Annotated in this window: 25 protein-coding genes and 2 pseudogenes; 7 read left to right on the forward strand and 20 right to left on the reverse strand. The window is 70.4% G+C overall.

Annotated elements, in window-relative coordinates:
* The first annotated feature begins 221 nt into the window (after window positions 1-221).
* The gene (locus AC5YDA_RS07600) at window positions 222-704 is read left to right on the forward strand and encodes a glutathione peroxidase (protein ID WP_496189636.1); all 483 of its coding nucleotides are present in this window, start codon (window positions 222-224) and stop codon (window positions 702-704) included.
* 60 nt (window positions 705-764) lie between these two features.
* Here the strand turns inward: AC5YDA_RS07600 and AC5YDA_RS07605 are convergent, their stop codons facing one another.
* From AC5YDA_RS07605 to AC5YDA_RS07680, 16 genes and pseudogenes are all read right to left on the reverse strand, one after another.
* Window positions 765-1,976, reverse strand: a complete 1,212-nt coding sequence (locus tag AC5YDA_RS07605) for a M20 metallopeptidase family protein (protein WP_496189635.1) — start codon at window positions 1,974-1,976, stop codon at window positions 765-767.
* Window positions 1,973-3,130 (reverse strand): amidohydrolase family protein, encoded by a 1,158-nt coding sequence (locus AC5YDA_RS07610; protein WP_496189634.1) that lies wholly within the window; start codon window positions 3,128-3,130, stop codon window positions 1,973-1,975. The genes AC5YDA_RS07605 and AC5YDA_RS07610 overlap by 4 nt, the downstream gene beginning before the upstream one ends.
* Complete coding sequence (locus tag AC5YDA_RS07615) at window positions 3,120-4,418, reverse strand: type I glutamate--ammonia ligase (RefSeq protein ID WP_496189633.1); 1,299 nt, start codon at window positions 4,416-4,418, stop codon at window positions 3,120-3,122. The genes AC5YDA_RS07610 and AC5YDA_RS07615 overlap by 11 nt, the downstream gene beginning before the upstream one ends.
* Window positions 4,415-5,875, reverse strand: a complete 1,461-nt coding sequence (locus tag AC5YDA_RS07620) for an APC family permease (protein ID WP_496189632.1) — start codon at window positions 5,873-5,875, stop codon at window positions 4,415-4,417. Before AC5YDA_RS07620 ends, AC5YDA_RS07615 begins: the two co-directional genes overlap by 4 nt.
* 63 nt (window positions 5,876-5,938) lie before the next feature.
* Window positions 5,939-6,805 carry a MurR/RpiR family transcriptional regulator gene (locus tag AC5YDA_RS07625; RefSeq protein WP_496192919.1) on the reverse strand — a complete coding sequence of 289 codons (867 nt, stop codon included), beginning with the start codon at window positions 6,803-6,805 and terminating at the stop codon, window positions 5,939-5,941.
* 93 nt (window positions 6,806-6,898) lie between these two features.
* The gene (locus AC5YDA_RS07630; RefSeq protein WP_496189630.1) at window positions 6,899-8,143 is read right to left on the reverse strand and encodes an ATP-binding protein; all 1,245 of its coding nucleotides are present in this window, start codon (window positions 8,141-8,143) and stop codon (window positions 6,899-6,901) included.
* Window positions 8,136-8,888, reverse strand: a complete 753-nt coding sequence (locus AC5YDA_RS07635; RefSeq protein WP_496189629.1) for a response regulator transcription factor — start codon at window positions 8,886-8,888, stop codon at window positions 8,136-8,138. The genes AC5YDA_RS07630 and AC5YDA_RS07635 overlap by 8 nt, the downstream gene beginning before the upstream one ends.
* Window positions 8,889-9,299: 411 nt before the next feature.
* Window positions 9,300-11,099 (reverse strand): Ig-like domain-containing protein, encoded by a 1,800-nt coding sequence (locus tag AC5YDA_RS07640; protein ID WP_496189628.1) that lies wholly within the window; start codon window positions 11,097-11,099, stop codon window positions 9,300-9,302.
* A gap of 52 nt (window positions 11,100-11,151) precedes the next feature.
* Entirely contained in the window at window positions 11,152-11,709 is a 558-nt protein-coding gene (locus AC5YDA_RS07645; protein WP_496189627.1) for a signal peptidase I, read from the reverse strand.
* Between the two features lie 84 nt (window positions 11,710-11,793).
* On the reverse strand, window positions 11,794-12,342 hold the full coding sequence (locus tag AC5YDA_RS07650; RefSeq protein ID WP_496189626.1) for a TasA family protein: 549 nt from the start codon (window positions 12,340-12,342) through the stop codon (window positions 11,794-11,796).
* A 453-nt stretch (window positions 12,343-12,795) separates the two neighbouring features.
* Window positions 12,796-13,008, reverse strand: a complete 213-nt coding sequence (locus AC5YDA_RS07655; RefSeq protein WP_496189625.1) for a hypothetical protein — start codon at window positions 13,006-13,008, stop codon at window positions 12,796-12,798.
* A 162-nt stretch (window positions 13,009-13,170) separates the two neighbouring features.
* Window positions 13,171-13,983, reverse strand: a complete 813-nt coding sequence (locus AC5YDA_RS07660) for a putative hydro-lyase (RefSeq protein WP_496189624.1) — start codon at window positions 13,981-13,983, stop codon at window positions 13,171-13,173.
* A complete protein-coding gene (locus AC5YDA_RS07665; protein ID WP_496189744.1) occupies window positions 13,980-15,569 on the reverse strand; it encodes a 5-oxoprolinase subunit B/C family protein in 1,590 nt (529 codons plus the stop codon). The genes AC5YDA_RS07660 and AC5YDA_RS07665 overlap by 4 nt, the downstream gene beginning before the upstream one ends.
* A gap of 5 nt (window positions 15,570-15,574) precedes the next feature.
* Window positions 15,575-16,336, reverse strand: coding sequence for a LamB/YcsF family protein (locus AC5YDA_RS07670; RefSeq protein ID WP_496189623.1), 762 nt, complete (start codon window positions 16,334-16,336; stop codon window positions 15,575-15,577).
* Window positions 16,333-17,556: an NRAMP family divalent metal transporter gene (locus AC5YDA_RS07675; RefSeq protein ID WP_496189622.1), complete on the reverse strand. Its 1,224-nt coding sequence runs from the start codon at window positions 17,554-17,556 to the stop codon at window positions 16,333-16,335. Before AC5YDA_RS07675 ends, AC5YDA_RS07670 begins: the two co-directional genes overlap by 4 nt.
* Before the next feature lie 24 nt (window positions 17,557-17,580).
* A pseudogene (locus tag AC5YDA_RS07680) lies at window positions 17,581-17,676 on the reverse strand (hypothetical protein); the annotation flags it as partial.
* A 322-nt stretch (window positions 17,677-17,998) separates the two neighbouring features.
* Here AC5YDA_RS07680 and AC5YDA_RS07685 point away from each other — a divergent pair.
* The 6 genes from AC5YDA_RS07685 to AC5YDA_RS07710 all read left to right on the forward strand — a co-directional run bounded on the left by AC5YDA_RS07685 (window position 17,999) and on the right by AC5YDA_RS07710 (window position 23,638).
* The gene (locus AC5YDA_RS07685) at window positions 17,999-18,397 is read left to right on the forward strand and encodes a GntR family transcriptional regulator (protein WP_496189621.1); all 399 of its coding nucleotides are present in this window, start codon (window positions 17,999-18,001) and stop codon (window positions 18,395-18,397) included.
* On the forward strand, window positions 18,397-19,338 hold the full coding sequence (locus tag AC5YDA_RS07690; protein ID WP_496189620.1) for a slipin family protein: 942 nt from the start codon (window positions 18,397-18,399) through the stop codon (window positions 19,336-19,338). Before AC5YDA_RS07685 ends, AC5YDA_RS07690 begins: the two co-directional genes overlap by 1 nt.
* Before the next feature lie 86 nt (window positions 19,339-19,424).
* The gene (phsA, locus tag AC5YDA_RS07695; RefSeq protein ID WP_496189619.1) at window positions 19,425-21,755 is read left to right on the forward strand and encodes a thiosulfate reductase PhsA; all 2,331 of its coding nucleotides are present in this window, start codon (window positions 19,425-19,427) and stop codon (window positions 21,753-21,755) included.
* Between the two features lie 13 nt (window positions 21,756-21,768).
* Window positions 21,769-22,329 carry a 4Fe-4S dicluster domain-containing protein gene (locus AC5YDA_RS07700; RefSeq protein WP_496189618.1) on the forward strand — a complete coding sequence of 187 codons (561 nt, stop codon included), beginning with the start codon at window positions 21,769-21,771 and terminating at the stop codon, window positions 22,327-22,329.
* Window positions 22,329-23,351: an NrfD/PsrC family molybdoenzyme membrane anchor subunit gene (nrfD, locus tag AC5YDA_RS07705; protein WP_496189617.1), complete on the forward strand. Its 1,023-nt coding sequence runs from the start codon at window positions 22,329-22,331 to the stop codon at window positions 23,349-23,351. Before AC5YDA_RS07700 ends, nrfD begins: the two co-directional genes overlap by 1 nt.
* Before the next feature lie 23 nt (window positions 23,352-23,374).
* Window positions 23,375-23,638 (forward strand): DUF6457 domain-containing protein, encoded by a 264-nt coding sequence (locus AC5YDA_RS07710; RefSeq protein ID WP_496189616.1) that lies wholly within the window; start codon window positions 23,375-23,377, stop codon window positions 23,636-23,638.
* A gap of 6 nt (window positions 23,639-23,644) precedes the next feature.
* Here AC5YDA_RS07710 and AC5YDA_RS07715 read toward each other — a convergent pair whose 3' ends face one another.
* From AC5YDA_RS07715 to AC5YDA_RS07730, 4 genes and pseudogenes are all read right to left on the reverse strand, one after another.
* The gene (locus AC5YDA_RS07715; protein ID WP_496189615.1) at window positions 23,645-23,989 is read right to left on the reverse strand and encodes a NifB/NifX family molybdenum-iron cluster-binding protein; all 345 of its coding nucleotides are present in this window, start codon (window positions 23,987-23,989) and stop codon (window positions 23,645-23,647) included.
* A pseudogene (locus tag AC5YDA_RS07720) lies at window positions 23,910-24,173 on the reverse strand (hypothetical protein); the annotation flags it as partial. The pseudogene AC5YDA_RS07720 and the gene AC5YDA_RS07715, both read right to left, overlap by 80 nt.
* Before the next feature lie 184 nt (window positions 24,174-24,357).
* Complete coding sequence (locus AC5YDA_RS07725; RefSeq protein WP_496189614.1) at window positions 24,358-25,698, reverse strand: ABC transporter substrate-binding protein; 1,341 nt, start codon at window positions 25,696-25,698, stop codon at window positions 24,358-24,360.
* A 79-nt stretch (window positions 25,699-25,777) separates the two neighbouring features.
* Window positions 25,778-26,698 carry a carbohydrate ABC transporter permease gene (locus AC5YDA_RS07730; RefSeq protein WP_496189613.1) on the reverse strand — a complete coding sequence of 307 codons (921 nt, stop codon included), beginning with the start codon at window positions 26,696-26,698 and terminating at the stop codon, window positions 25,778-25,780.

Below are 26,698 nucleotides of genomic sequence, written 5' to 3' on the forward strand. Positions count from 1 at the left end.
GGCCCGGGTCTCTACTACGAAACATAGTATGTCCATGGCGGGGTCCGGGGTGCTCCAACGGATGTCACGGCTGTGGTGGTCGGGGACCCCATCCGGGCCGGGCTGAACCCTCGCCTGAGCCCGTCCTGCGAGCCACCGGCCACGGGTCGGGATGAATTCCGCGTGGCCGGACGTTGGGGGAGAGAGCGCACGAGCAGCCACCGCGTCCACCGAGGAGCACCATGCCCACCCTGTACGACTTCACCGCGACCACCATCACCGGTCGCCCGCAGGACCTGTCCGCCTACCGCGGAAACGTGGTGCTGGTCGTGAACACCGCATCCAAGTGCGGCCTGACCCCGCAGTTCACCGGCCTCGAGGAGCTGTACGCGCGGCACGCCGACACGGGACTGGTCATCCTGGGATTCCCGAGCGACCAGTTCATGAACCAGGAGTTCGGTGAGGACGCCGAGATCGCCGAGTTCTGCCGGCTCAACTACGGAGTGACGTTCCCGATGTTCTCCAAGGTGGACGTGAACGGCCAGAACGCGCATCCGGTGTTCAACTGGCTGCGGACCGAGACCGGTGGGCTCCCGGGCGACGCCATCGAGTGGAACTTCACCAAGTTCCTCGTCGACCGCGACGGCCGCGTCGTGCGCCGGTACGCCCCCACGGTCGAGCCCGCAGCCATCGAGGTCGACCTCGTGAAGGCGCTCGCGGCCTGATCCTGCTGGGGCGGCCACGGTCATCGCGACCCGAAACACGGGCTCAGCTCGGGTCGCTCGTCACCCGGTACTGCCCTCAAGGAGTTCGACACCGGCCAGGTAGCCGGCCACCATGGCGGTGGCAACGGCCAGGATGGCGTCGTCGGTGGGCAGGAACTCCGGGTGGTGCAACTGCGGTGGCGTCGGGTGTCCTGCCACCTGGACCCCCACGAACGACATGACCGCCGGGACGACCTCACCGAAGAACGAGAAGTCGTCGGCGCCCAGCGACCGCATGGGCTCGGTCGTCTCCATGCCGCTCCGCTCCAGCCAGGCGTCCATGCGCTCGACGAGGTCGGGGTCGTTGTAGAGCACCGGTTCCCCCGCCGTGATCGTCACCTCGGCCGTCACCCCGAAGGCCTCCGCCTGACTGGTCGCGAAACGGGTCACCTGCTGCTGGATCCGACGACGGTCCTCGCTGTCCGTGGTGCGCATCGTGGCCAGGATGCGGGCCTCGGCCGGGAGCACGTTGGCGCTGGCCTCCCCTGCCTGCAGGTGCCCCACCGACATCGTGGCCGGCCGCATCGGGGACACCGAGCGGCGCACGATCTCGGGCAGGGCGAGCGCGACGTGGGCGATCGCCGCGATCGGGTCCGCTGCGCGATGGGGATAGGCGCCGTGGCCCCCCAACCCCCGCACCAGGATCTCGATCTCGTCGGCCGCCGCGTTCACGACTCCGGCGCCCGTGGCGACTGCCCCAGCGGGCACCGCGGGGTGCACGTGCGCGCCGATGGCGACCCCCACCGAATACCGTTCGAGCACGCCCGCCTCGACGCAGTCCCACGCTCCGGAGGGATACGTCTCCTCGCGCGGCTGCAGGAGGGGGACGAGCCCCAGGGGCAGGTCGAGCTGACGAGCGGCGGCGACCACGGCGACGAGTGCCGCCTGGTGCACGTCGTGACCACAGGCATGCATCGCCCCATTGGTCGAGGCGTACGGGACTGCCGTGGCCTCGGTCACCGGGAGTGCGTCCAGCTCGGCACGGATCAGCACGCCGGGCCCCTCGCGGGGGCCGATCCTGCCGATTCGTCCCGTGACCGCCACGCGCTCCATGTCGATCTCGAGCATCTCCTCGAGTGCAGCCGCCGTCGGCTCCTCCTGTGCCGACAGGTGCGGGTGGGCGTGCAGGTGGTGCCGTCGGGCGATCGCGTCGGGGATCTGCGCGTGGACGAGCCTCAGCCAGTCATCGTGCAGTTGGCGGAGCGCGTGGGTGCGCTCCGGTGGGGCGCTCACCGGGCCACCCCCGATCCGGGAACCGGACGGCGATACACGCGCTGGGCGTTGCCGGACGCGATCATCGCGGCCACGCGTTCCTGCTCCTGCTGGGGCCAGGCCGCCCCACCCCACCGCTCGAGAGCGCTCGCCAGCCCGCGGCGGAACAGGAGGGCCCCCAGGTGGAACAGCTCGGCGGCGCCGAAGGCGTCGGAGGAGAAGAGCGCCTTGTGAAAGGGGGTCAGTTCCAGTGATTCCGCGATGACCTGTACCGACTGCGCACCCGTGTACGTGATGGCCAGTCCGACGTCGCAGTACACGTGCTCGAACACGTGCGCGAGGTAGCCGGCCTCGCGGTGGAACGGATAGCAGTGCAGCAGCAGGAACGTGGCGCCGCTGCCGCGCGCGAGCCGGAACAGATCGGTCAGGAGGAGGGGGTTGCACCGGTCCAGGTCGACGTCGGGGTCGCCGTAGCCGACGTGCAGTTGGATCGGCACGGACCGGTCGATCGCTTCCCACCACCCGAAGCGGATGATGACCGGATCGGTCAGGCGCAACGAATCCACCGACGCCGCCTGCCGGATGCACTCGGCGGCCGCCCGGTTCACCTCGTCGTCGCTGGGCCGTCCGGGATCGATCGCAAAACCCCCCCGGTAGGCGGCGATGCTCTTCACTCCGACCGCCGAGACGAGCGCCTCGTCGAGCCGCTCGCGGAAGCGGGCTGTGAAGTCTGCGCCCCCACCCTCGGCAAGAGCGAGCTCGGCCAACCGCTCCAGTCGGACCACCTCCGCGTGGCGCGCGCCGCCGAGTTCTCCCATCTGGGCTGGGGTGAGGATCTCGTCGCCGCGATGGCCGGTCTCGACGATGTACTCGGCGATCCCGGTCGCCCGCAGGAGCCGACGGTTGACCTCGCGGGCGCCCAGCTCCGACCGCCGGGCCAAGTAGTCCTCGGGCGAGGCGAAGGCCGGGAGGTCGAGCAGGGGCGAGCAGTCGCGACGGATCGAGAACCCGAGCTGGGTGTCGAAGAAGGTCGTCCCGGGAGGGGCGGGGGCGTCCGACTCGGTGATGAGGCTCTCGAACCGGGGGCGATCCAGGTTGCTGTCGACCACGCCGTGGCAATGGTGGTCGACGAGCGGGAGCGTGGCCAGCCAATCGGGCAGCTGGTCAGTACGCACGGGCGTACCACCTGCACTGCTCGGTTTCGCTCAACCGGCTGAGCTCGGCCAGCTCCACGCGCTTGATGCGCAGGTAGGTGGCGACCAGGTCGGGGGCGAACCAGCTGCGGACGGTCTCGTCCTTCTCGAACAAGGCGAGTGCCTCGTCGAGGTTGCGCGGCAGCTCGGACACGAAGCGGCTCGCGTCCCCGGGGTCGACCTCGCCCACCTGCACCTCGGCGGGCTCGATGTCGCCCCGCAGTCCCTCCATCCCGGCGCGGAACAGCGAGCCCAGCAACAGCCACGGGTTGGCGCCGATGTCGCCGCCGCGAAACTCCAGGTGGAGTTGCGGGGCGGGGTCCTTGCCGTCGATCTCGACCGTCGGGCACAGGCGCAGCAGTGCCTCACGGTTGTGGAGACCGAGGAACACCCCCGCCGAGGACCACTGGTGGGGTCGCAGGCGCAGGTACGAGACGGTGAGCGGAGCGAAGATGGCTGCCAGCGCTGCCGAGTGCTTCAGGATGCCGGCCGCGAAGCGTCCGCCGAGCTCGGACAGGCGGCTCGGACGCGACCGGTCGAACATGGCATTCCGGCCGTCCTGGTCCAGGAGCCCGAAATGGACGTGGACGCCGTTGGACGTCTGGCCGGGTGCCGCCATGGGGCTGAAGGTGGTCCGGTGGCCCGCCGCGGAGAACACGTCTCGCACCAGGTCGCGAGTCAGGATGGCACGGTCGGCGGCCCCCACCGGGTCGGTACGGTTGACCGTGATCTCGAACTGGTGGTCGCCGTACTCGGCCAGCCACGTCTCGGGGTGCAGGCCGCTCTGCTCCATGGCCGTGACGAGCTGGGAGCCGACGGGCTCGATGTCGCGGAAGTTGCGCCAGGAGAAGGGGTGGTGTTCCCCGGTGATGTCGAGGTCCATGAACTCGTGCTCGAAGGCCACATCGGCGCGGAGCCCGAACTCCTCCTCGAGCTGGGCCACCGTGTCCCGCAGGAAGGTGCGGGGGCAGCAGTCCCACGGCTGACCGTCGGGCAGCGTCATGTCGGCCAGCACGATCGTCGTGTCGGGCCGACCGGGGACGCCGGTGATCAGGTGGGAGCTCGCCGGATCCGGCCGCAGACGCAGGTCGCCCGTCGAACCGAAGGGGATCTGGTCGGCGATGTGGCCACTGGCGCCGATGCCCAGGTTCGCGGGAACCCAGCCCGTGGTGCCGTCGGGGCCGAGTTGCGAGCTGGGCACGGCCCGCCCCTTGGTGATCGCGCAGAGGTCGCTCGTGGCGACGAAGGTCAGCGGTGTCGTCTCGGTCATCCGAGGTCCTCCACGGTGAGGCGAGCGCCAATGCGCTCGGCGAGCTTGGGGGCCGCGAGGATCACGACGAGGCCCACGAGGCACCAGGCTCCGGCGAGCCAGGGGAAGTAGGAGTACGGGGCCGGCTGGCCGGCCACCTGAACGACGTAGACGTAGGCCAGGAACACGAGGCCGAGGACCGGGAAGACGATCTCCCACGTCTTGATGGGCGACGACTTCCGCAGTGCGTGGCGGATGACCCCGATGGAGGTCATGCCGTAGGCCACCACCATGCACAGGGTGGCGATCGTGGCGTACCAGTAGTAGACCTCGATCGCCCCGCCGCCGATGACAGCCAGCAGGACCGTCAGCAGGACCGTGACGGCGATGACCGTGACCGTGGCCGTCGTGGGCGCTCCGGTCCTGGGGCTGGTGTGAGCCAGTTCCTTCGGCCCGAAGCCGTCGCGCGCCAAGGCATACACGAGGCGAGCGGCAGCGGCGGAGCAGCTGAGCAGCGAGCCGAACGCGACGCAGAAGGCGATGACCGAGATGAGGATCGCGAACCACGAGCCGATGTAGGTCGAACTGAGCTCGGTGAGGGTCGAGCTCGCCCCGGCAAAGGCCTGCTGGCCCGCTTCGTCCGTTCCGTACCCGATCGTCTGGGCGAACATCACGATCGTGTAGATGATGCCGGCCAGCACCACCGCGTAGGTGAGCGCGCGCGGGATGGTTCGCTTGGGGTCACGGGTCTCCTCGCCGAGGGCCGTGCCGGATTCGAAGCCGGCCCAGGAGAGGAACCCGAAGACGGCGGCGGTCATGATGCCGGTCCAACTGGCATCGCCGGCCCACAGCGTGGAGAGATCGACCCCGGTCTCGACCGGAGCGGTGCCGGACGCGACGCGTCCGATGATGACGAAGCTGAGGACGAGCATGACGAGGATGCCCACCATGCCGATGGCCAGCAGCGTCCGGGTGGTGGTGACGTTCTCCCGCAGGTTCAGGACCAGAGCGAGCCCCGCCGACACGATGGCGACCGCCAGCCAGGCCCACGGGGGCAGAACCCACCCGAACTCAGTGGCCATGGCCTGGAAGAAGACCGCGCAGGCACCGGTGATGCAGGCGGAGAAGAAGAGGTAGGTGCCCAACAGCGCGAAGCCGCCGAAGAAGCCCGCACGGGGGCCGAGCGTGGCACCGGCCAGGGCGTAGACGCTACCCGCGTGGGTGAAGTACCGCGTGAGCCGGATGAAGGCGTACGCGACGAGCATCGTGCCGATGAACGACACGACGAAGGTGAAGGGGACGGCCTTGCCCACGAGGCCGGCGACGCCGATGCCGTTGAGCGACATGGCCATCACGGGACCCATGAAGCCCACGGAGAGTGCGGCGACTTCCCACACCCGCAGGTTGCGGTGGAGGCCGGTGGTGTGGGAAGTCGGGCGATCCGACTCCAAGACGTCCGTGTCGTTGGTGTCTGTCATGGAGGAGAGTGAAACAGATATTTCAGAATCGAGTCAACACCCAGTCGCGTGAAACATATGTTTCTATGGGGAGGGTGCTTGGGGATCCAACTCGGCCCTGATCCGCTCCGCCTGCTCGACCCGGACGCGGCCGGCTTCGGCCAGTCGTTCGGTGACCCGAGCGATCAGCGCCTCGACCAGGGCGAAGCCAGCAGTCAGCGAGTCGAACGGTGAGGGTGACTCGACGCGCGAGGGCAGGACGACATGCGCGAAATCGGCGATCGGGGAGAGCCAGGGGTCGGTGAACAGGATGACCCGCGCGCCGTTTCCGGCCACCGCCTTCGCGAGGCGCACCGTGGCGGGGTCGTACCGGCGGTAATCGAACGCGACGAGCAGGTCGTCGTCGGTCGCGTCCGAAGCCAGAGCTCCCCGGGCGAACCCGTCGTTGGGGACGATGCCCACCGCGGGGCGCAGGAGTTGCAGGTGGGGAGCCAGGTAGTCGGCCAGCACGTGGCTGAACCGGCCCCCCATCACGTGGACCCGGAGGCTTGGGGTCGCCAGCAACTGGGAGGCGCTGTCGAACTCGCTGGGCGGCAGCTCGGCGAAGGTCGCCTCGACGCCCGAGGTCAGCGTCCGGGACAGGTCGGGCAGCGGGCTCTCCTCGCCCGGCGCGACCACACGCCGGCCGTACTGCTCCAGCGGAGATCCCATCCGCGCGTGCACCTCACGCATGAGCGCCTTCTGGAAGGTGGGGTAGCCGCTGAACCCGAGCCTCGCGACGAAGCGCACCACGGTCGGCGCGCTGACGCCGGCGCGCTGGGCGAGTGCGGCCGCTGTCTCAAGGCCCGCCACGGGATAGGTGCCCAGCAGCGCCCGGGCCACCTTGCGCTCCCCGGCGCTCAGCGTCCCCATGACCTCGCGCGTCAGCGTCGCCACGGACGACTCGACCACGTGCACACCGCCTTCTCTGAGGTATGGATCACTCTCGCCCCGCGCCTGGCCATGGAGGGGCAGGGCTGGCAAGGGCTCGTCCATGAGCCGAGTCTAGGATTCGTCGTCCGTCGACCGCGGCAGGCGCAACACGAACGACGTGCCCGGCCCGGAGCCGAGCTCGAGGCGTCCGTCGAGGGCGTGGCCGAGCTCGACGGCGAGCGCCAGGCCGAGCCCGGTGCCGCCACTGCCGCTGGCACCGCGGCGGAAGACATCCGGGCCCAGAGGAGTGCGTCCCTCGTCGGCCACGGTCACCAGCACCGACTGGGCTTCGTCGGCCACCGTGACCGTCACCGCCCCGCGGCCGTGCTTGGCGGCGTTCTCCAGGAGGACGTCGAGGACCTGGTCGACCGACCCGGGCTGCACCCGGACCGGCACGGGGCGCCGGCTGGCGAGGGAGAGTGTCCGGCCGCGCGCGTGGAACTGTGGCTCCCACCGGGCGCATGCCCGCGCTGCGAGTTGCACGAGGTCGACGTCCACGCTCAGGGTCCGCCGCAGCCCGCGCGACAGCTCGAGGAACTCGGTGATCGCCGCACTCAGGCGGTCCAGCTCCGCCAAGGACAGGTTGAGTTCCGCGGCGACCTCCGGGTCTGTCTGCGGCCAGTAGGTGAGATCCTCCAGCTGCAGCCGGAGTGCGGTGATCGGCGTGCGCAGCTGGTGGGAGGCGTTCGCGGCGAACTGGCGCTCGCGCTCCAGCAACGCGGCGAGTTGCTCGGAGCTGCCGCGCAGCGCCGCGCCGATGTTCTCGGCCTCCGGAATCGCGTAGTGGCCGATCCGCACCTCGTCGAACCGGCCCGACCCCAACGAGGTGGCCGCCGCCGCCAGCTCCTGGAAGGGACGGGCGAGACGCCGCGCCAGCCAGAAGCCGATGATCGCGGACGCCACCGTGAGCGTCAGACCGATCATCACCAGCGGCATGAGGGCGACCGAGATCTCCTGGTCGACCAGCGCCCTCGACCGGGCCAAGGTGACGGTGCCGCCGCCCGGGAGCGACCGGGTGGCAAGGATGGCGTGGTCGCTGGTCGCCTCGACCCCGGCGGCCACGGTGGTGCCGTCCGGGGCGACGTAGCGGACGCCCTCCCCCTCGCCCACGAGGCCGTCGAGCAGGTCGTCGCGGGCGAAGGCGTCCGCCCGGGTGCGCTCGTCGACGACGAGAGCCACCAGATTCGCGGTGTCCTCGACCTTGCGGACCTCCTGGGCGAGCACGAGGTCGGCCAGGAAGTAGGCCCGCGGCACGCCGAACAGGGCGATGACGGCCACGGTCAGCCCGACCAGGGCGACGACCAGCCGCTCACGCATGGCCCGCGATGCCCTCCAGCCGGAAACCGACGCCGCGGACCGTGACGACCTCGACCGCCGCGCCGGCGTCCGCCAGCTTCTGTCGGAGGCGTCCGAGGGTGGTGTCGAGGGTCTTCGTGGAGCCGTACCAGTTCTCGTCCCACACGTCACTGATGAGGCGCTCGCGCGTCAGTACCTGTCCCTGTTCGGACTCCAGCAGCGCGATCAGGTCGAACTCCTTCGGCGTGAGCGACAGCTCCTGCGTCCCCACCCAGACCCGCCGGGCCCCGCGCTCGACGCGCAGGGCGGGGGCGTGTGCGTCCGGTCTGGCGGGGTGGGCCGGGTCGACCGGGTGGGCTGAGGGGACCGGCGTGGCACGCGGCTGGTCGGCGGCGGGCACCGGCGCGCTGCGCCGCAGGAGCGCGCGGGTCCGGGCGAGCAGCTCGGCGAGGGCGAAGGGCTTGGCGATGTAGTCGTCGGCGCCGCTGTCCAGCCCGACCACGCGATCCAGCTCGTCGTCGCGCGCGGTGAGAACGATGATGCCGCCGACGAACCCGCCGTCCCGGACGCCGCGGCAGACCTCGAGGCCGTCCACGTCAGGGAGCCCCAGGTCCAGCAGCAGGAGGTCCACCCCGGCGGCGAGCACCCGGCGCAGCGCCGGGAGGCCCTGGTCGAAGCGCTCGACCGTGTGTCCCTCCCGCTCCAGGGTCCGCACCAGCGGCACCGCGATCCGGTCGTCGTCCTCCACCACGATCAGGTGAGCCATGCCCCGGAGCATAGGGCGCGCATGCGTCCCCGGGCAGCGCGACGCCCACGAAACAGCTCACCGCCCCGGCCACCACGACCGCGGACAACGCGAGCAACAACGGCATGGGCACCGCGAGTGACGCGCCGGCCCCGCCGGGCAGCCCGAGCGTCGCGGCCAGCACTGCGCCCAGAGCCGACCCGGCCCCGAGCAGCAGTGCCACGAGCGCGGTCTCCGCGGACGCCCGCCAGACCAGGAGCGCCGCGGTGGGGAGCGCGACCAGCGCGAAGGCGAACTCCATCGCGAGCAGCCAGCCGCCGGAACCGCCGAGGGCGGACACGAGGTGCAGGACGCCGAGGGCGGCGGTCGCGAGTGCCATCACGACCGGGACGGCACGGGCGAGACGCCGCCCCGTGCGGGGGGATCCGGCCATCAGAACTCCCGGTCCGCGGCGCCGCGCTCCGACGTGGGCGCGACCGAGCTCGCGTTTCCGGCGAGGTCCTTGGCGGCGGACGAAGGTGTCCACACCGTGGTCGACGGATTCCCGGCCGTCCGGACGCCCGAGCCGCTGGCCAGCGTCCCGACCTGGAGTGTCACGACCGTGGCCGTCACGCCGTTCACCGTGGTCGTGGACGCCGTCATGGTGGCGTTGAAGGTGAGGGTCTTGCCGCCCTTGACGTAGTCCTCCTTGAGGTTGACCGAGCCCAGGTTGACCGCGGCGCCCGAGCGGAGGACGTCGAGGGTGTCGTTCTTGCCGCTGAGGCCCAGCAGTCCGCCGTCGCGGACCCGGACGGACACGGCCAGCGCCCCGCCGGACCACCCGGGGGTGATCGTGGTGAGGTCGACCCGCTCGGTGTAGGTGAGGGTGAGCGTGTCACCGGACTCGATCCGGCCCACCGTGGCACCGCCGTTGGCCGACTGGACGTCGTGGCCGCGCAGCGGGGTGTTGTCGACACGGCGATCAGCCACGGTGGCGGAGATGGTCGTGCCGTTGTTCCCATCGAGCAGGACGGCGCGGAGGTCGTAGAGACCGTCGGTCACGGATGTGGTGTCCCACGCGCACTGGTACGGGGACGTGGTGACGGTGCAGATGTCGGTGAAGGTGGTCGTCCCGCCGGGCGCGCGCTGGATCTTGACCGAGGTGACACCGGCGGTCGAGCTCGCGTTGGCCGTGAGGGTGACCGTACCGCTGAGGAACGCGCCGGGATCCTCGAGGCTGACCGAGGAGACGGTGTTGTCGACGACCCGCTTGTCCACCGCAGCCGATGTGGCGGCGTTGCCCGCCACATCCGTCGCGACGGCGCGGAAGGAATATTCACCGTCGGTGAGCTTGGCGGTGTCGAAGCGGCAGGAGAAGGGCTCCTCGGTGATGGTGCAGGCCGTGTGCCAGGTCGAGGAGCCGGCGGCTGCGTACTGCAGCTCCACCTGGGCCACGCCCGAGTGCGCGTCGGATGCCGTGGCTGCCAGGGTGACGATCCCGCTGAGCGGGCTGCCCGGGTCCTTCATGGTGACCGACGGTGCGAGGTTGTCGACCAGGATGTCCGCCACGACCTGGGAGTACGTCGTGGTGCCGCCAGCCACGGCGGCCGAGCGGAGGTCGTACGCGCCGTTCGAGAAGCCGGTGGTGTTCCAGCTGCAGGTGTAGGGAGACGACAGGTTGTTGCAGATGTTCTTCCAGGAGGTGGTGCCGGCCGGGGCGTACTCGACGCGGACGGTGTAGGTCGTCGTGCCGGCTCCGTGGAGGGTGGTGCTGAGGCTGACCGTGCCGCGCACCGTGTCACCGGGGTCGGCGAGGACCACCAGGAGCGAGTTGGCCACGGTGGTGGACACGACGGTGGACGTGGCGGAGTAGCCGGCGTTGTCGGTCGCGCGTGCGCGGAGGTCGTAGGCGCCGTCGGCGACGGTCTTCGTGTCCCAGGCGCAGCTGTACGGCGCCGTGGCGACGGTGCAGATCGTCGTCCAGGCGCCGCCGGCGGGGAGGTACTGGATCCACACCTCTCGGACACCCGTCTCGGCGTCCGACGCCGTCGCGGTGAGCGTGACGGTGCCCTTGACGGGGGTTCCCGGGTCTTTCAGGGAGACCTGCGGGGGCGTCCAGTCAGCGGCGGCGGTGACGGTGGCGGTACTCCGCGTGGTGTCCGTGAAGGCTGCCGTGGAGAACTTCGTGCCGGAGACCGGCAGCCCCACCACGAGCAGGGCGACCAGCACAGCGAGTGCGTTCGGGATGCGCATCGTGGTCTCCTGGGGTGGTGGGGCTGGATGGGGCGGTCGAGATGATCGGTGGTCAGGCGGGTTCCGGCGCGGGCGTCCGGGGGGACAGCGCGCGGAACAGCTGCACCAGACTGGCCAGGGCGATGAGGCCGGCCGGGACACCGATCACGAGGATCCGGACCGTGCGGTCGGCCAGCGCGATGAGCACCCACCCCACGTGCGGGACGCCGAACTGCGCCACGGGCTGGGTGGGGGCGGTGAGGCTGAAGGTCCAGGGATCGGGGTCCTCGTTCGCGTCGCCCTGGGTGCGGAACACGCGGGAGCCATCCGGGGCGGGGGCCACCTCGATGATCCGGTGGGTGGTCAGGCCCGGGACGCCACTGCCGGCCGGAGGGACGTACGTGATGACGTCACCCACGGCGAGCTGGTCCACCGGCACCTGACGTTCGAAGACGAGGGAGCCGCGGTCGTACGTTCCCGCCATCGAGCCGCCGGTGATGACGTAGCGGTCGTAGCCGAGCAGCGAGGGGACCAGGTAGGCCAACCCGGCGACGGTGACGACGACGAGGAGGACGTTCGTCGCAAGGGCGGCCGCCCTCGTGAGGCGTCCGGGGGTTCTCTGCTCAGCCATCGTGTGGTCCTCTCTCGGTGCTGGTGGGTGGGGGGGAAGGGAGGGGCTCCGGGGCGTCCGACGACACCCCGGAGCCCGACCGGATCACTGGTTGACGGTCACGCCCGCGAGCTGGACCGAATCCCACTGGTACGCGGCGGACGCCTTCAGGCCCTGCTGGGAGTTGGGGGCGTCCTGGTCCAGCTTCACGGTGAAGGTGAAGTCGTTGGCCTCACCCGGGGCCACCTCCCCGAGGGGCACCTTCACGCCGTCGACGAGGCCGCCGAAATCGCCGGAGTAGACCGTCACGCCCGTGGTCTTGTTGACGATGGCCAGCGAGAGGTAGTTGGCCGCACCCTCGGCCGGCTTGCCGAACTCGTTGCTCGAGACCGTCTCGGTGAGGCTGAACGTCGCCGGCAGGGTACCGGTGTTGGTGATGGTCAGCGAGCCGTTCAGCACGTCGCCGGGCTTCAGGTCGACGAGATCGAAGATCGCGGCGTTGTCCTTGGAGTTGGAGTGCGTGAGCGTGCCGGAGGTGACCGAGCTGATGGTGTTGTTGGTCGTCGAGGTGAAGGTGGCACCCGAGCCGACCGCGATGGCGCCGGCGGCGACGAGGGTGGCGAGCGGGAGGAGGATCTTGCGGCTGGTCTTCATGGCTTGCTCCGGTTCCTGTGGTTGGTGGGTGCTGCGTGGTGTGGTTCGCGATGTACTCGCCTGTGGTGGCGCTGCTTGGCGACAACCAGAACGCTACGGAGACGCCCTCCACGGCTTGGCCACAGGAAGCGCGCGCACGATCCCCGGTTTCCACACGGGAGATCCACAGTTCGGTGACGGGACCCACGCACGCGGGTGCGCTCCGGCGTCGGTGGTGCGCACCCGGCGTCCGGCGCGCACGCGCGAGGGCCCGAGCATGTGCTCGGGCCCTCGCGGTCTTTGGCCTCCTCGGAGATCCCACCGGGAGCGATGATCCCGCGGTACTGGGCGAAGGTCACGTCGATCCCCTGCTCCACAGAGGTGGGGATGTCCTTGAGCGCGTCGTAGTCGTAGCGTTCGGCCGCGATCACGCACAACGGTTTGAACTCCTCGGCCTCCAGTTGGCCCATGATCTCACCGGGGTTGGCGAGTGCCACGTCGACGTGGCCGCCGAGGGCTGCCGGAGACCGCCACGCGGACGTTGCCGGCCTTGGCTGCGGACACCACGTCGCTGCAGGTGTTGTAGGCAGACGCCGTGGGCACGACCATGAGGGTCGAGTCCTGCCCCACCTTCATGATCGGGGTGAAGGAGCGCCAGGAGAACGGCACGTCCTGGGTCAGCGCCAAGTTGACCAGCGCGGTCTCGGTGGCCAGCAGGTGGGTCGGCTTGCCCTGCAGGGAGAAAGACGGTGCAGACGACCTCGCCGGAGCTGTTCACGCCCGACCCCGACTCCGTCCCCACTCGGCGCTCGATCGCCGTGTGGGAGTGACCCGTCCGGTCCCTACGGCTCAGGGCACCTGGTAGGCCGCATCCCGGGCGTCGGTGATGAGCATGTGCCCGGGTGCGTGGGTGATGGCGAGCGGCGGGCGGGTCTCCATCACCATCGCCTGTGGCGTCACGCCGCAGGCCCAGAAGACCGGAACGTCGCCCGGCCGGAGCACCGGGGCGTCCCCGAAGTCGGGCCGGTGGAGGTCAGCGATGCCGAGGGCCGACGGGTCACCGACGTGGACCGGAGCGCCGTGGACCGCCGGGTAGCGCGAGGTGATGCGCACGGCGTCCGCCACCTGCGGGGCGGGGATGCCGCGCATCGAGACGACGAGCGGTCCGGCGAGGCGCCCGGCACTGCGACAGCGGGTGCTGGTGACGTACATCGGCACGTTGCGAGCGGCGTCGATGTGCCGCACCGGGACGCCGGCGTCCAGCAGCGGGTGCTCGAAGGTGAAGCTGCAGCCGATGAGGAACGCGACCATGTCGTCGGTCCAGTACGGGGTGGCGTCGGTCACCTCCTCGGCGAGCGCGCCGTCGCGGTAGACCCGGTAACGGGGCACATCGGTGCGGATGTCGCCGTCGAGGATGCCTCCGCCGGCCTGCCCGGGTTCGAGCACGTCGAGGATCGGGCACGGCTTCGGGTTGCGCTGCGCGAAGAGCAGGAAGTCGAACGCGTACTCGCGCGGGATCGCGAGCAGGTTGGCCTGGGCGTATCCGCTGGACCAGCCGGTCGTCGGGACGCTGAGGCCGGCACGGAAGAGGGCGCGCGCCTCGCGGGGCGTGAGCGCGCCGGGATTGGCTGGCATCGCGGGTGCGGTCGGTGTGGTGGTCATGTGGGGGGCACTCCCTTCGCGAGGCGGAACCTGAGGGGCTGGCCCGGGCGGGCCTGGGCCACCCGGTCGCTGCTCGCCTCCGTGAGGACGCCCACGACCGGGTAGCCGCCCGTGACCGGGTGGTCGTTGAGGAAGAGGACTGGCAGGCCGTTGGCGGGTACCTGGATCGCCCCGCGCATGACGCCCTCGCTGGGCAGCTCGCGTCCCTCGAACGCGGCGGCGCGGGTGAGGGGCTCGCCGGTGAGCCGCACACCGATGCGGTCACACTCGGGCGTCACGGTCCACGCCCCCTCCAGGAGGGCGTCCAGGCCGCCGACCCAGGCATCCCGGGGGCCGGGCAGCACGTCGACCTCGATGACCTCTCCGATGCGCGGCGGCATCGGCGTGTACGCCTCGAGGGCCGGCAGACGGGCCGACGGTCCCACCGCCAGGACGTCCCCGGTGGTGACCTTGGCAGGGCCCAGGCCCGCCATCGTGTCGGTCGACCGCGAGCCGAGGACGACCCGGGACGCCAGCCCGCCGGACACGGCGAGGTAGCTGCGCAGGCCCACCGTGGGCATGCCGAGGGCGAGGACGTCGCCCGCGGTGAGGTAGATGCGGCTTGCGTGCTCCACGGCCCTGCCGTTCACGGACGCCGGGGCCTGCGCCCCCGTCACCGCCACGCACAGCGATGCGGTGGCGACCACGGTCAGCCCGCCGAAGGTCACCTCGAGGCCGGCGGCGTCCGGCTGGTTGCCGACGAGCCTGTTGGCCAGGCCGAGCGCCCCCAGGTCCGCGGCCCCCGAGCGGCCGACCCCGACGTGTTTCCAACCCGGGCGCCCGGAATCCTGCACGAGCGTCTGCGGGCCGGATCGGGTCACCACGAGTCCGGGGTGGCCCTGGTGTGTCGGGGTGTCCTGGTCGCCGGACTCCTCGACCGGAGGCGGCACGTCCGCGCCGGACACGACGAAGCGGACGAGGTCGCCGGGCTGGAGGAGCGCCGGAGGCGTCCGGGAGACGTCCCACAGGGCCAGGTTCGTGCGGCCGATGAGCTGCCAGCCGCCGGGCGAGGCGCGCGGATAGACCGCCGAGAAGGTACCCGCGAGGGCGACCGACCCGGGCGGTACGGACGTCCGCGGGCTCGACCGCCGCGGCACCTCCATGCGGGGATCCCCGTCGACGAGGTAGGCGAAGCCGGGCGCGAAGCCGCCGAAACCCACGCGCCACGGCGTCCCGGTGTGGGCGGCGACGACCTCGTCGACGGACAGCCCGGTGTGGGCGGCGACGTCGTCAAGGTCAGGACCGTCGTAGACGACGGGGATCTCCACGACGGTGCCGGCACCCCCGGACGCTCCAAGGGGGGCGTCCGCGGCACGGGCGACGTCGGCGGCCACAGGGGCCACGGCCTCCCGGACGGCGCGCAACGCACCGGGTTCGTGGACGGCGACCATCAGGGTGCGGGCGGCGGGCACGACGTCCTCGACCTCCCGGCCCCAGGGCTCCACCCGGAGCGCCTCCCGGAGGCGGCGATCGAGGGCGAGCACGGCGTCCAGCGATGGCAGCTCGACGAGGAACGCGCGCTCGCCACAGGGCAGCAGGGTCGGCATGGGGCTCACCCCGCGAAGGGTGCGATCTCCACGCCGGCCCCGGTGAGGGCGTCACGCACGGCCGAGGCCATGGCGACCGCGCCCGGGGAGTCCCCGTGGGTGCAGATCGAGTCGGCCTCGAGGGTGATGGTCGTCCCGTCGACGGCCTCGAGGGTCCCGTCCTGGACGAGACGGACCATCCGTGACGCCACCAGCTCCGGGGCGTGCAGGACAGAACCCGGCTCCCGCCGGGACACGAGCGTGCCCGCAGGGGTGTAGGCACGGTCGGCGAACGCCTCGCGGACCGGGCGCAACCCCTGCTCCTCCGCGATCCGGAGGAAGACCGAGCCGGGGAGTCCCAGCACGGCCAGGCCGGGGTCGTAGGCCTTGACCGCGGCGACGACGGCCCGGGCCTGCGCCTCGTGGTGGACGATGGCATTGTAGAGCGCTCCGTGCGGCTTCACGTACGAGATCCGCGTGCCCGCGACCCGGCAGAACGCCTCGAGCGAGCCGAGCTGGGACAGAACGTCGGCCTCCAGTTCGGCGGGCGCGATGTCCACGAACCGGCGGCCGAAGCCGACGAGGTCGCGGTAGCTGGGGTGCGCACCCACCGCGATGCCACGCTCGGACGCCGCCGCGCACGTCGCTCGGGTGGTCACGGGGTCGCCGGCGTGGAAGCCGCAGGCGACGTTCGCCGAGGTGACGATCCCGAGCATGGCGAAGTCGTCCCCCATGGACCAGGAGCCGTAGGACTCACCGAGGTCCGCGTTCAGGTCGATGGTGCTCACTGCCACAGCTTCGTCAGCCCGGACAGGGACTGCCAGCCCAGCCACAGGGTGAGCAGCCACGCCAGCGCGCCGATGATGAGGAGCCACACCGGGTAGACGTAACCGTGCAACAGGTCGCGACGCCGCCAGGCCACCCACAGCACCAGCGTGAAGCCGATCGGCAGGATGAGGCCGTTGAAGGCGCCCGCGAAGATGAGCAGGGTGACCGGGGCCTGCCCCAGCGTGATGTACAGGATCGTGCCCAGCACGATGAAGCCGACGGTCAGCAGGTTGCGGGTCCGCTCCGGCGTCTTCTGTGTGGTGAGGAACGACACCGAAGTGTACGACGCCCCGATCACCGAGGTGATGGCGGCAGCCCAGAAGATGATGCCGAACACCACCATGCCCGTCTGGCCCAGCGCGTGCTGGAACGCTGAGGCCGCGGGGTTGGTCGGGTCGAGCGTCGCCCCGGTGGCCACGACCCCGAAGATGGCCAGGAACAGCAGGATGCGCATGAGCCCCGTCACGAGGATGCCGGTGACGGAGGCCTTCGTGATCGCCCCGGCGTGCGCGGGGCCGGTCGTGCCGGAGTCGATGAGCCGGTGCGCTCCGGCATAGGTGATGTAGCCGCCAACCGTGCCGCCGATGAGCGTGGTGACGACGAGGAAGTCCACCTTCCCGGGGGCGACCGTGTTGAGCGCGACCTCACCCAGGGGCGGCGCGGTGGTGATCGCCACCCAGGTCGTCATGCCGATCATGAGGACGCCGAGGGCCACGACCACGCGGTCGATGATGGGCCCGGCCTTCTTCGCCATGAAGAGGACGATGGCGATCACCGCCGAGACGGACGCCCCGATGCGCGGGTCCACCCCGCCGAGCATGGCCCGGGCGCCCAGCCCCGTGCCGGCGATGTTGCCGATGTTGAACACGAGGCCACCCAGGACGACGAGGCCGGCCAACGCCCACCCGAGACCCTTCATCGTCGAGTTCCCCAGCTCGTTGGCACGCAAGCCGCTGACGCCAAGGACCCGCCAGACGTTGAGCTGGATCGCGATGTCGACGAGGATCGAGACCAAGATCGCGAACGCGAAGGCCGCCCCCAGTTGGGCGGTGAACGCCGTGGTCTGCGTGATGAAGCCGGGGCCGATCGCGCTCGTGGCCATGAGGAACATCGCCCCCCACAGCACTGATCGTGCTCGCTTCGCCGGCTGCGCCTGCGTGGTCTGCGGCTGGTCGGACATGTCGACTCCCCCCGTCGGGTTGGCTCACCTCGTGGCGCCGAGCGCGCCGAGGACCTGGTGGCACGCCTCCGCACAAGGGCGGCAGACGGCCGAGCAGATACGACCATGCTCGTACATGGAGGCATGATTGTCGCCCCCTGACGCGCAGGCGTCCGCGTACCTCGTGCACGTCGGGGCGTCGCCGGCGTGCTGGCCGGACTGGTCACCCTGCTGCTGACGTTACGCCCACGGCCCTCGAACAGGCCGTCGGAGGCCTGTCCTGGCGCCGGGCCTGCTCGCACGGGGGCGGGCAGCGCTACGTTGTCCGCATGAAGACACACGGTGTCGTCGGGGCGGCCATCCGGCGCGAGGTGCCCCCGCCGCTCCCGGAGGGCTACGCCCTCGGGGAGCCGGAGACTCCCCTCCTCCGGTGAAGTCCCGGCCGGTCCGGCATGATGGACCAGTGACCTCGCACGCCGCCTCCGTGGCGGACCTGCAGCTCGACTACGCGAGCGGCATCCCCATCTATGTCCAGATCAAGGACGCCCTGCGGCGTGCGATCGTCACCGGCGCCCAGCCCCTGGGCACCCAACTTCCCACCGTCCGGCAACTCGCCGTCGATCTCCGGATCAACCCCAACACCGTGAACCGCGCCTACGCCGAGCTGGAGGGGGAAGGGCTGCTGTCGAGCCAGCGCGGGCGCGGCACGTTCGTGACCCATGAGAAACCCCCCGACGGCGACCAGCTCCGTGAGCTCGAGGCGCGCGTCCGGAGCCTCGTGGACGACGCCCGGAAGCTCGGCATCGACCCCGCCGTGCTCAAAGCGGTCCTCCACGCGGTCCTACAGGAGAAGGAGACCTGATGTCCCACCCGAGTCCGCCCCAGCGCCTGGCGCCCACAGCACCCCCGGCCCGCAAGCACCGCTGGGTGCCCGTCCACGTCGCACTCACGGCCCTCTTCCTGGCGGTGGTGGCCGCCCAGCTCGGCCTTCCGCTCGCGGCGGCGGCCGTTCTGGTCCTGGGCGTGCTGGCCAGCCTGTCGTTCCGGATCGCCGCCGAGTGGGAGAAGGCCGTCGTGCTGCGGTTCGGCCGGTTCCGCGGACTCAAGGGTCCCGGGCTGATCTTCCTCGTCCCGTTCGTGGACACCGTCGCCTACTGGATCGACCAGCGCATCACCGCCACCCCGTTCATCGCCGAGCAGACACTGACCCGCGACACGGTGCCCGTGGACGTGGACGCCATCCTGTTCTGGGTGGTGTGGGATCCCCAGAAGGCGGCCCTCGAGGTCGAGGACTACCGGCAGGCCGTCGCGTGGTCGGCGCAGACCGCCCTGCGTGACGTCGTGGGCCGGTCGGAGCTCGCCGAGCTGCTGTCCGGGCGCGAGCGGCTCGACCAGGTGCTCCAAGGCATCATCGACGCGCGCACCGAGCCCTGGGGGGTGACCGTCCAGTCGGTCGAGATCCGCGACGTCGTCATCCCCGAGCCCCTCCAGGACGCGATGAGCCGCGAGGCCCAGGCCGAGCGCGAGCGCCGCGCGCGGATCATCCTCGGCAGTGCGGAGGCCGAGATCGCCCAGAAGTTCGCCGACGCGGCGGTCGTCTACGAAGCCAGCCCGGTCTCGCTCCAACTTCGCGCCATGAACATCCTCTACGACGGGATGAAGGAGCACGCCAGCCTCGTCATCACCCCCTCGGGGGTGGCGGACTCGCTCAACGTCCCCGCGTTCCTGGCCGGGCGCGCCTCCGCGGCGAGCGGCGACCACACCGGGCGCGAAAAGTCGGCGACGAACTTCACGGAATCCTGACGAATGAGCCCACGAATGGGGGTATAGTCTCAATCACCTAATACAATGAGTCACCCGGTCACGAGCCGCTGACGAAGGAGGGCGTCGTGTCGACGCAACTGTCCCGCCGCAACCTGTTCACCATCACGGGCGTCGCCGCGGGAGGCGCTGCGGCGGCGACCATCCCGCCATCCGTCGTGAGGGCCGCGTTCGCCACCGGCGGCGAGGCGGACGCCGGGGCCGCCGAGTCCGCCCTCGAGGGCTCGACTCCCGTCCCCACGATGTGCGAGATGTGCACCGCACGGTGCCCCCTGGTCGCCCACGTCAAGGACGGCCGCGTCGCCCTGGTCACGGGCAATCCCGAGTTCGCCGGCACCGGCGGCACCGTGTGCGCGCGCGGCGGGGCGGCCCTGTCGCTCACCTACGACGAGCAGCGGCTGAAGAAGCCGCTCATCCGCGACGGTGAGCGCGGCAGCGGCCGGTGGCGAGAGGTGTCCCACGAGGAGGCCATCGCCTACATCACAGCCAAGATGAAGGACATCAAGAACGAGCACGGCCCCGAGGCGATGGCCTTCGCCTGCCGCACAGGCATGCACACCGACCACTTCTTCCTCCTGGCGCAGGCGTACGGCACACCGAACACCTTCACCCACGAGTCGACCTGTCCCTCGGCGCGGACGTCGGCGTACGAGCACACCCTGGGCACCGGCCTCTCCCCCGACTACGGGAACACGAAGTACCTGGTCTCGTTCGGCCGCAACTACCTCGAGGGTCTGCACGTGCCCCAAGTGAGGGGCGTCCTTGGCGCCCTCGAGAAGGGCGCCAAGCTCATCTACATCGACCCGCGGTACGGCCTCACGGCGTCCAAGGCCACGGAGTGGCTGGCGATCAAGCCGGGCACCGACCTGGCCATGGTGCAGGCGATCAACCACGTGCTCATCCGCGACCACCTCTACGACCAGGCGTTCGTGGACAAGTACACCGTCGGCTTCGAGGAGTACGCCGCCTCGGTCGCCGACCTGACGCCCGAGTGGGCCGCCGGGGAGACCGACATCCCCGCCGAGACCATCGAGCGCATCGCCAAGGAGTTGGGCGCCGCCCGGCCGAAGGCGATCATGGACCCCGGCTGGCGCACCACCTACGCCCCCGACGAGTACAGCCTGCGCCGAGCCCTGGTGATCTCGAACCTGCTGCTGGGCAACATCGAGGTCCCGGGCGGCCTGATCATGAGCAAGAGCGCGTCCCTGGTGAACAGCCTCGTCGGGGAGCCGGTCATCCCGGCCCTCAAGAAGCCATCCACACCCCCCCTGCCCACGCCCTCGCGATCCCGCGTCGACCGCGTGGGCGTCCCCGGGAGCCCGTGGGAGTTCGCCCCCAAGTTCGACGGCGTGGTGCAGGAGCTGCCCGAGGCGATCCTCACCGGCCAGCCCTACCCCATGAAGGGCTGGTTCGTGTACCGCTACAACCCCGTCGTGACGATCAGCAACACGCCGCGGGTGGTCGAGGCCATCAAGAAGCTGGACCTGCTCGTGGTGTGCGACATCGCCGTCACCGACACGGCGCAGTACGCCGACGTGGTGCTGCCCGAGTCGTCCTTCCTCGAACGCGACGAGGGCATCATGGACAACTCCGGCGCCGTTCCGGCCTACAAGTACCGGCAGGCGGCGATCGAACCGCTGCAGCCGGACTACCGGCCCAACTGGCAGATCTTCAAGGACATCGCGGACGGGCTCGGCCTGGGCGACTACTTCCCGTGGCGCGACATGGACGACTACCTGCGGATCCGGACCGGCGGCAACACCCAGCTGCTCGCCACCCTGAAGGAGAAGGGGGTGGCGTCCTTCGGGCTCAAGCCCCTCTACCTGCGCGACAAGGCGTCCGTCGCCACGTTCGTGGCGCAGTTCCCCGCGGCCGCAGCCGGGGTGGACGCCGAGGGCGAGCTCAGCGGGCCCCTGCTGAACCTCAAGACGGCCAGCAAGAAGGCCCAGTTCGTGTCCGAGGAGGCGGCCGGGCTCGGCTATGGCCTGCCGGTCTACCGGGCCCCGGACTTCACCCGCACGGCCGACGAGCTGGTGTTCGTGCAGGGCAAGTCCAGCATCCACACCAACGGGCACACCCACAACGTGCCGATGCTGAACGCCCTGATGCCGACGAACACGCTCTGGCTGCATCCCACCACCGCGAAGAGGCTGGGCATCGCCAACGGCGACCGGGTGCGGATCAGCAACGCCACCGGCTCTTCGGAGGGCAAGGCGTTGGTCACGGAGGGGATCCGTCCCGACACGGTGTTCAGCTACTTCGGGTTCGGACGCACCTCACCCGACCTCAAACGCGCCTATCAGCAAGGCATCAACTCGAACATGGTCATCCCGACCGTGAACTCGCCCGTCTGCGGCGTCGCGCTGCAGAACTGCTCCGTGACCGTGAGCAAGGCCTGAGGAGGAGAGGACCATGGCCAAGTACGCGATGGCGTTCGACGCGAACAAGTGCATCGGATGCCAGTCCTGCTCCATCGCCTGCCGCGAGGAGAACGGGGTACCCGAGAGCGTGTCACGCCTCCAGGTGTGGATCGAGTCCCGCGGCAGTTTCCCGAACCCGGCCGTCGAGTACCACCGCCAGTCCTGCGTGATGTGCGAGGACCCGCCCTGCGTGCCCGTGTGCCCGACGGGGGCGTCCTACATCAACGACGACGGCATCACCCTCGTGGACGCCGACCGGTGCATCGGCTGCAAGTACTGCATCCTCGCCTGCCCCTATGACGCGCGCTTCATCAACCCGGTCACCCACGCCGCCGACAAGTGCACGTTCTGCTACTCCAACCGCGTCGCGCAGGGCCTGCCGCCCGCCTGCGTCGCCCAGTGCCCGACCGGCGCCCTGGCGTTCGGCGACCTGGAGGACCCGAACAGCGGCGTCCGCAAGGCGCTGAAGGGCAAGTTCTACGTGCTCCCCAAGGAGCACCTGGGCACCGATCCGAAACTGGTCACCATCCCGAGCAAGGGGGCGCAGCGCTAATGGACACCACGTGGGGCGACACTGCCCAGTACGCCGAGGTGGCGTGGCCCTGGCCGATCGCCGTCTACCTCTTCCTCGCCGGGCTGTCGGCCGGCGCACTCATCATCTCGGTGCTGCTGCGGCGCCGCAGCCTCAGCCACGACGAGGGCTGCAGCTGCTTCGTCCGCGCCGGGGCGTTCCTGGCGCCCGTCACCATCGTGCTGGGCCTGGTCCTGCTCGTGGTCGACCTGACCAAGCCACTGAACTTCTACCAGCTGCTCTTCAACTGGAACCTCTCGTCGGTGATGTCACTGGGCACCGGCCTGCTGGTCGTGTACACGCCCGTGAGCCTCCTCTACGCGCTCACGGTCTTCAAGGACCGCTTCGCCCCCGGCACGACCGTCCGCCGGGTGGCGGACGCCGTGGACACGACGTGGCTGCACGTCGTCTCCGTCACGCTGGCGGCCGCCGTCGGCATCTACACCGGCTTCCTGCTCTCGGCCATGGTGGCCGTGCCGCTGTACAACGTGGCCGTCCTGCCCCTGCTGTTCCTCGTCTCCGGCATCTCCGCCGGCATCGCGGCCACCGTGCTGCTGGGACTGGTCTTCGCCCGCACCCGCGGCGTCTACCGCACCCAGCTGGGCTTCAGCTCGAACGTCGACTCGATCATGATCATGGTCGAGCTGGCCATCCTCTTCCTGATGTTCGTCGGGCTGTACTACCAGGGCGGCGCGCACGCGCAGGCGGGCAGATCTGCGCTGTCCGACGGCGTCTGGGGCTGGGTCTTCTGGGTCGGCGTGATCGGCGCCGGGATCGTCGTCCCCCTGGCCCTGCACTACTTCGGCCACCACGACGAGCTGCCCGGCAACGCCCCCCTGTCGCTGCAGGTGGGTCGGGTCGTGAACCGCTATCCGCAGCCGGACGCCGCGGTCGAGCTGGGCGGACGGTTGCCCGTGCTGACCTTGACCAGCGCCGGACTCGTGCTGGTCGGTAGCCTGCTCCTACGCCTCTTCATCGTCTACGCCGGCCAGCTGCCGGTGTGACGGCCACTCGAACTGGAGGAACCATGGGGGATCGCATCGACGACCGGAGCGCGTGGGCCGCGTTCGTGGAACAATCCTGCGCCGACCTCGGCGTCGACCCGAACCTGGTCGACGTCGACCGGATCCTGGAGCTGACCGCGCTCATCGCGCACGAGTCGGTGCGCCCCATGGCCCCCATCGGGGCATTCATCGTGGGCCTCGCGGTCGGGAGCCAGGGCACCCCCGAGGACGTCGCCCGGACCGCCGATGCCCTCACCAGGTCCGTGACGGGGGCCACGCAGCACTGAGCTGGCTCAGGTTCCGCGGGTGTGCTCCGCGACGGCGTCCAGCACGGACGCCCGCGCGTCGCCCGGCGAGGCCGGCAGGATGCGGATGCCCATCGTGCGCAGCATCCGGACCATGCCCTCGCCCATGTGGTCGACGACGACCGCGCCGACGCCCTGGTCCCTGAGGAACGTCACGACCCGGGCGTGGTGCGACCCGTGCGTCCCTGCGTCGTGGGACTCGTCCCAGCGCACCTCGTGGATCGCCCACTCCGACACGGCGCCATCACGGACGTCAGCCACGGCCACCCATCTCGCGCGCCCCCAAGCCGTGGCGGACAGGCCCTCCCCGGTGACTGGCGTGGCGACGATCATGGCCGTACTCCCTCTCGTGGTTGGTCCCCCGCCATGCTAGGGCGCGACCGGACCGGCTCCCTCGACCGGGCCGGTACAAGGTCGCCGGCGGGCCGGACCCTGCGGTCCGGGCGCAGCCACACCGCCGCGACCGCGCGCGGCGGTGGATCGCGAACGGCAGCACGAAGCCCTCGATGTAGTCGGTGTGCTCGCCGGTGAGGTTGCCCCGGACGGAGTATGACCAGAACCCCTCGGGGACAGGACGCCCCGGACTTTTGCTCGAAGAACCGCTCCAGCGCTGTGGCGTCGGTCATCGGTGTTCCGTTTCCTGGAGGGGGACCACGCGATCGTGGGTCGGACCGGCGAACCGGCCCGACCCACGCACGCGATCAGCTGTTGAAGAGCGCGTTGACCTGCTTGTTGGCCTCGCTGAGCGACGAGACCGGGGCCTGGCCCGAGTACACGGCGTCCATGGCCGGACCCATGATCGCATCGACCTGCGAGGACTTGTCGATGATCGGCAGGAGGGAGGTGGTCCCTTCCTCGAGGTGGGTGAGGAACGCGCTCACGTCGATGCCCTTGGCCTCGAACGCCTTGCTCGCCGCCTCGGTGCCCTTCGGGTTCGCCGGGAACACGACGGCAGCCTCGCCGACCTTCAGCTGGCACGCCTCGGAGCCCAGGTACGCGACCCACTTCTTGGCGGCCTCCTGGTTCTTCGAGCCCACCCAGATCGAGTCGGCCAGGCCGTTGTAGGCGCTGGAGCGCGCGCCGTTCGGGCCGACCGGCGTCGGCGCGACCCCGACCTCGACCCCGTCGATGTTGAAGAAGGCGTTGGTCATCCAGGAGCCGTTGATGAGCATCGCGTACTTGCCGGCGGCGAAGATGTCGGACGAACCCTGGCCGGTGATGGCCTTCAGCGGGGGCATGTAGCCCTTGTCGACCATGGACACCATCCATGCGACCGTGTCCTGGAACTCGGGGGCGTCGAAGTTGAACTTGGTGCCCCACGGGTTCTTGTCGGTGTGGGTCCAGCCGGTGGTGCCGGTGTACATGCTCCACTGGGTCTGGCCCCAGGCGCCGCCGGCGCCGCCGTCCATGCCCAGGCCGTAGACGGCGACGTTGTTCTTGTCGAACCCGGGCTCGTCGCCTCGGACACCGTTCTTGTCGACCGTCAGGCGGGCGGCCATCTTCTCGTAGGTGCCACCGTCGGCGGGGTTCCAGTCGAGGTCCCACAGGGAGGCCTCGTCGACGCCCGCGTCCGCCACAAGCTTCTTGTTGTAGAAGATGGCGACCGTGTCGAAGTCCTTCGGGACCCCGTAGCGGACGCCGTCCTGGCCCACCCAGAGGTCCGCCAGGCCCGGCTGGTACTCGCCGAGCGCGACGTCGTCGAGCGGGGCGAGCTGGTTGTTGGCCACGAACTCCGGGTACTTGGCGAGGTGGTCGGTGAAGACGTCGGGGGCGGTTCCGGCGACGAAGCCGTTGGTGAGCTTCGTCCAGTAGTCGCCCCAGCCGTACTGCTCGACCTTCACCTTGATGTCGGGGTTGGCGGCGGTGAAGTCGGCTGCGCAGGTCTGGTAGGCGGGGAGCTGGTTGGAGTCCCAGAGCCAGTAGGAGATCTCACCGCCCGCGTTGCCGGCGGGGGCCGCCGAGGAACAGGCGGCCAGAGGCAGGGCCAGGGCGACGACAGATGCCGCGGCGGCGAGGAGCCGCTTCCGGGTCGTGAGGGGCATGGTGGTCCTTTCAGGGATGTGGTGACGCTGGGTGGGGATTCGGAGATGGGTGGGTGGTGGGTCGCCCGACGGGCCAGGCTCACTTCACGCCGGAGTAGCCGATCGAGTTGATGATCCGCTTGCCGAAGGCGACGAAGAGGAGGAGGACGGGCAGGGCCGAGACGAGGGTGGCGGCCATGAGGCCTGCCCAGTCCGGGCTGCCCTGGGGCGTCTGTGACCGGAAGATGCCCAGCGCGACGGTGAGGACCTTGGTGTCCTCCGTCCCGCCGACCAGCAGCGGCCAGAAGTAGTCGTTCCAGGTGCCGATGAAGGTGAGGATGGCGAGGGTGGCCACGGGGGCCGAGCTCATGGGCAGGACGATCTGGAAGAACGTCCGCAGGTGCCCGGCCCCGTCGAGCATCGCCGACTCCTCGATCTCGCGATTGATGCCGAGGAAGAACTGCCGGAGGAAGAAGATGGCGAACGGCGTCATGAGGAGGCTGGGCAGGACCATGCCGGCGAAGCTGTTGAGCAGGCCGAGGTTCTTGATGAGGATGAAGTTCGGCAGGCTGGTGAAGATCGGAGGCACCAAGAGCGCGCCCAGGAAGAGGGCGAAGACCTTGTCGCGTCCGGGCCAGCGGAGCCGGGCGAAGGCGTACGCGGCCATCGCGCTGAAGAACACCTGGCCGACGGTGACGACCGTGGAGTAGATCAGCGAGTTGCGCAGGTAGAGCCAGAAGTTCACCGACGCCCCGGACCCGCCCTCCGCGATGGCCTGGGCCGGGGTCGAGAGGCCCAGGACCCGGGCGAACGCACCGAAGGTGAAGTCGACCGGCAGCAGCGAGCTCGGATCGGTCGGCAGGGCCCGTGTGGTGGAGAAGGCCGTCCGGAGCATCCAGTAGAAGGGGAACAGCGTCAGGATGAGCGCGATGACCAAGGCCGCCCAGGCCGCGACACGGCCCCAGGAGATCGGCCGGCGGCGCGCCCGCACGGGGTGCTCGGTGGTGGTGACGGGTGCCAT

The organism is Propioniciclava sp. LT294 (assembly GCF_059516005.1).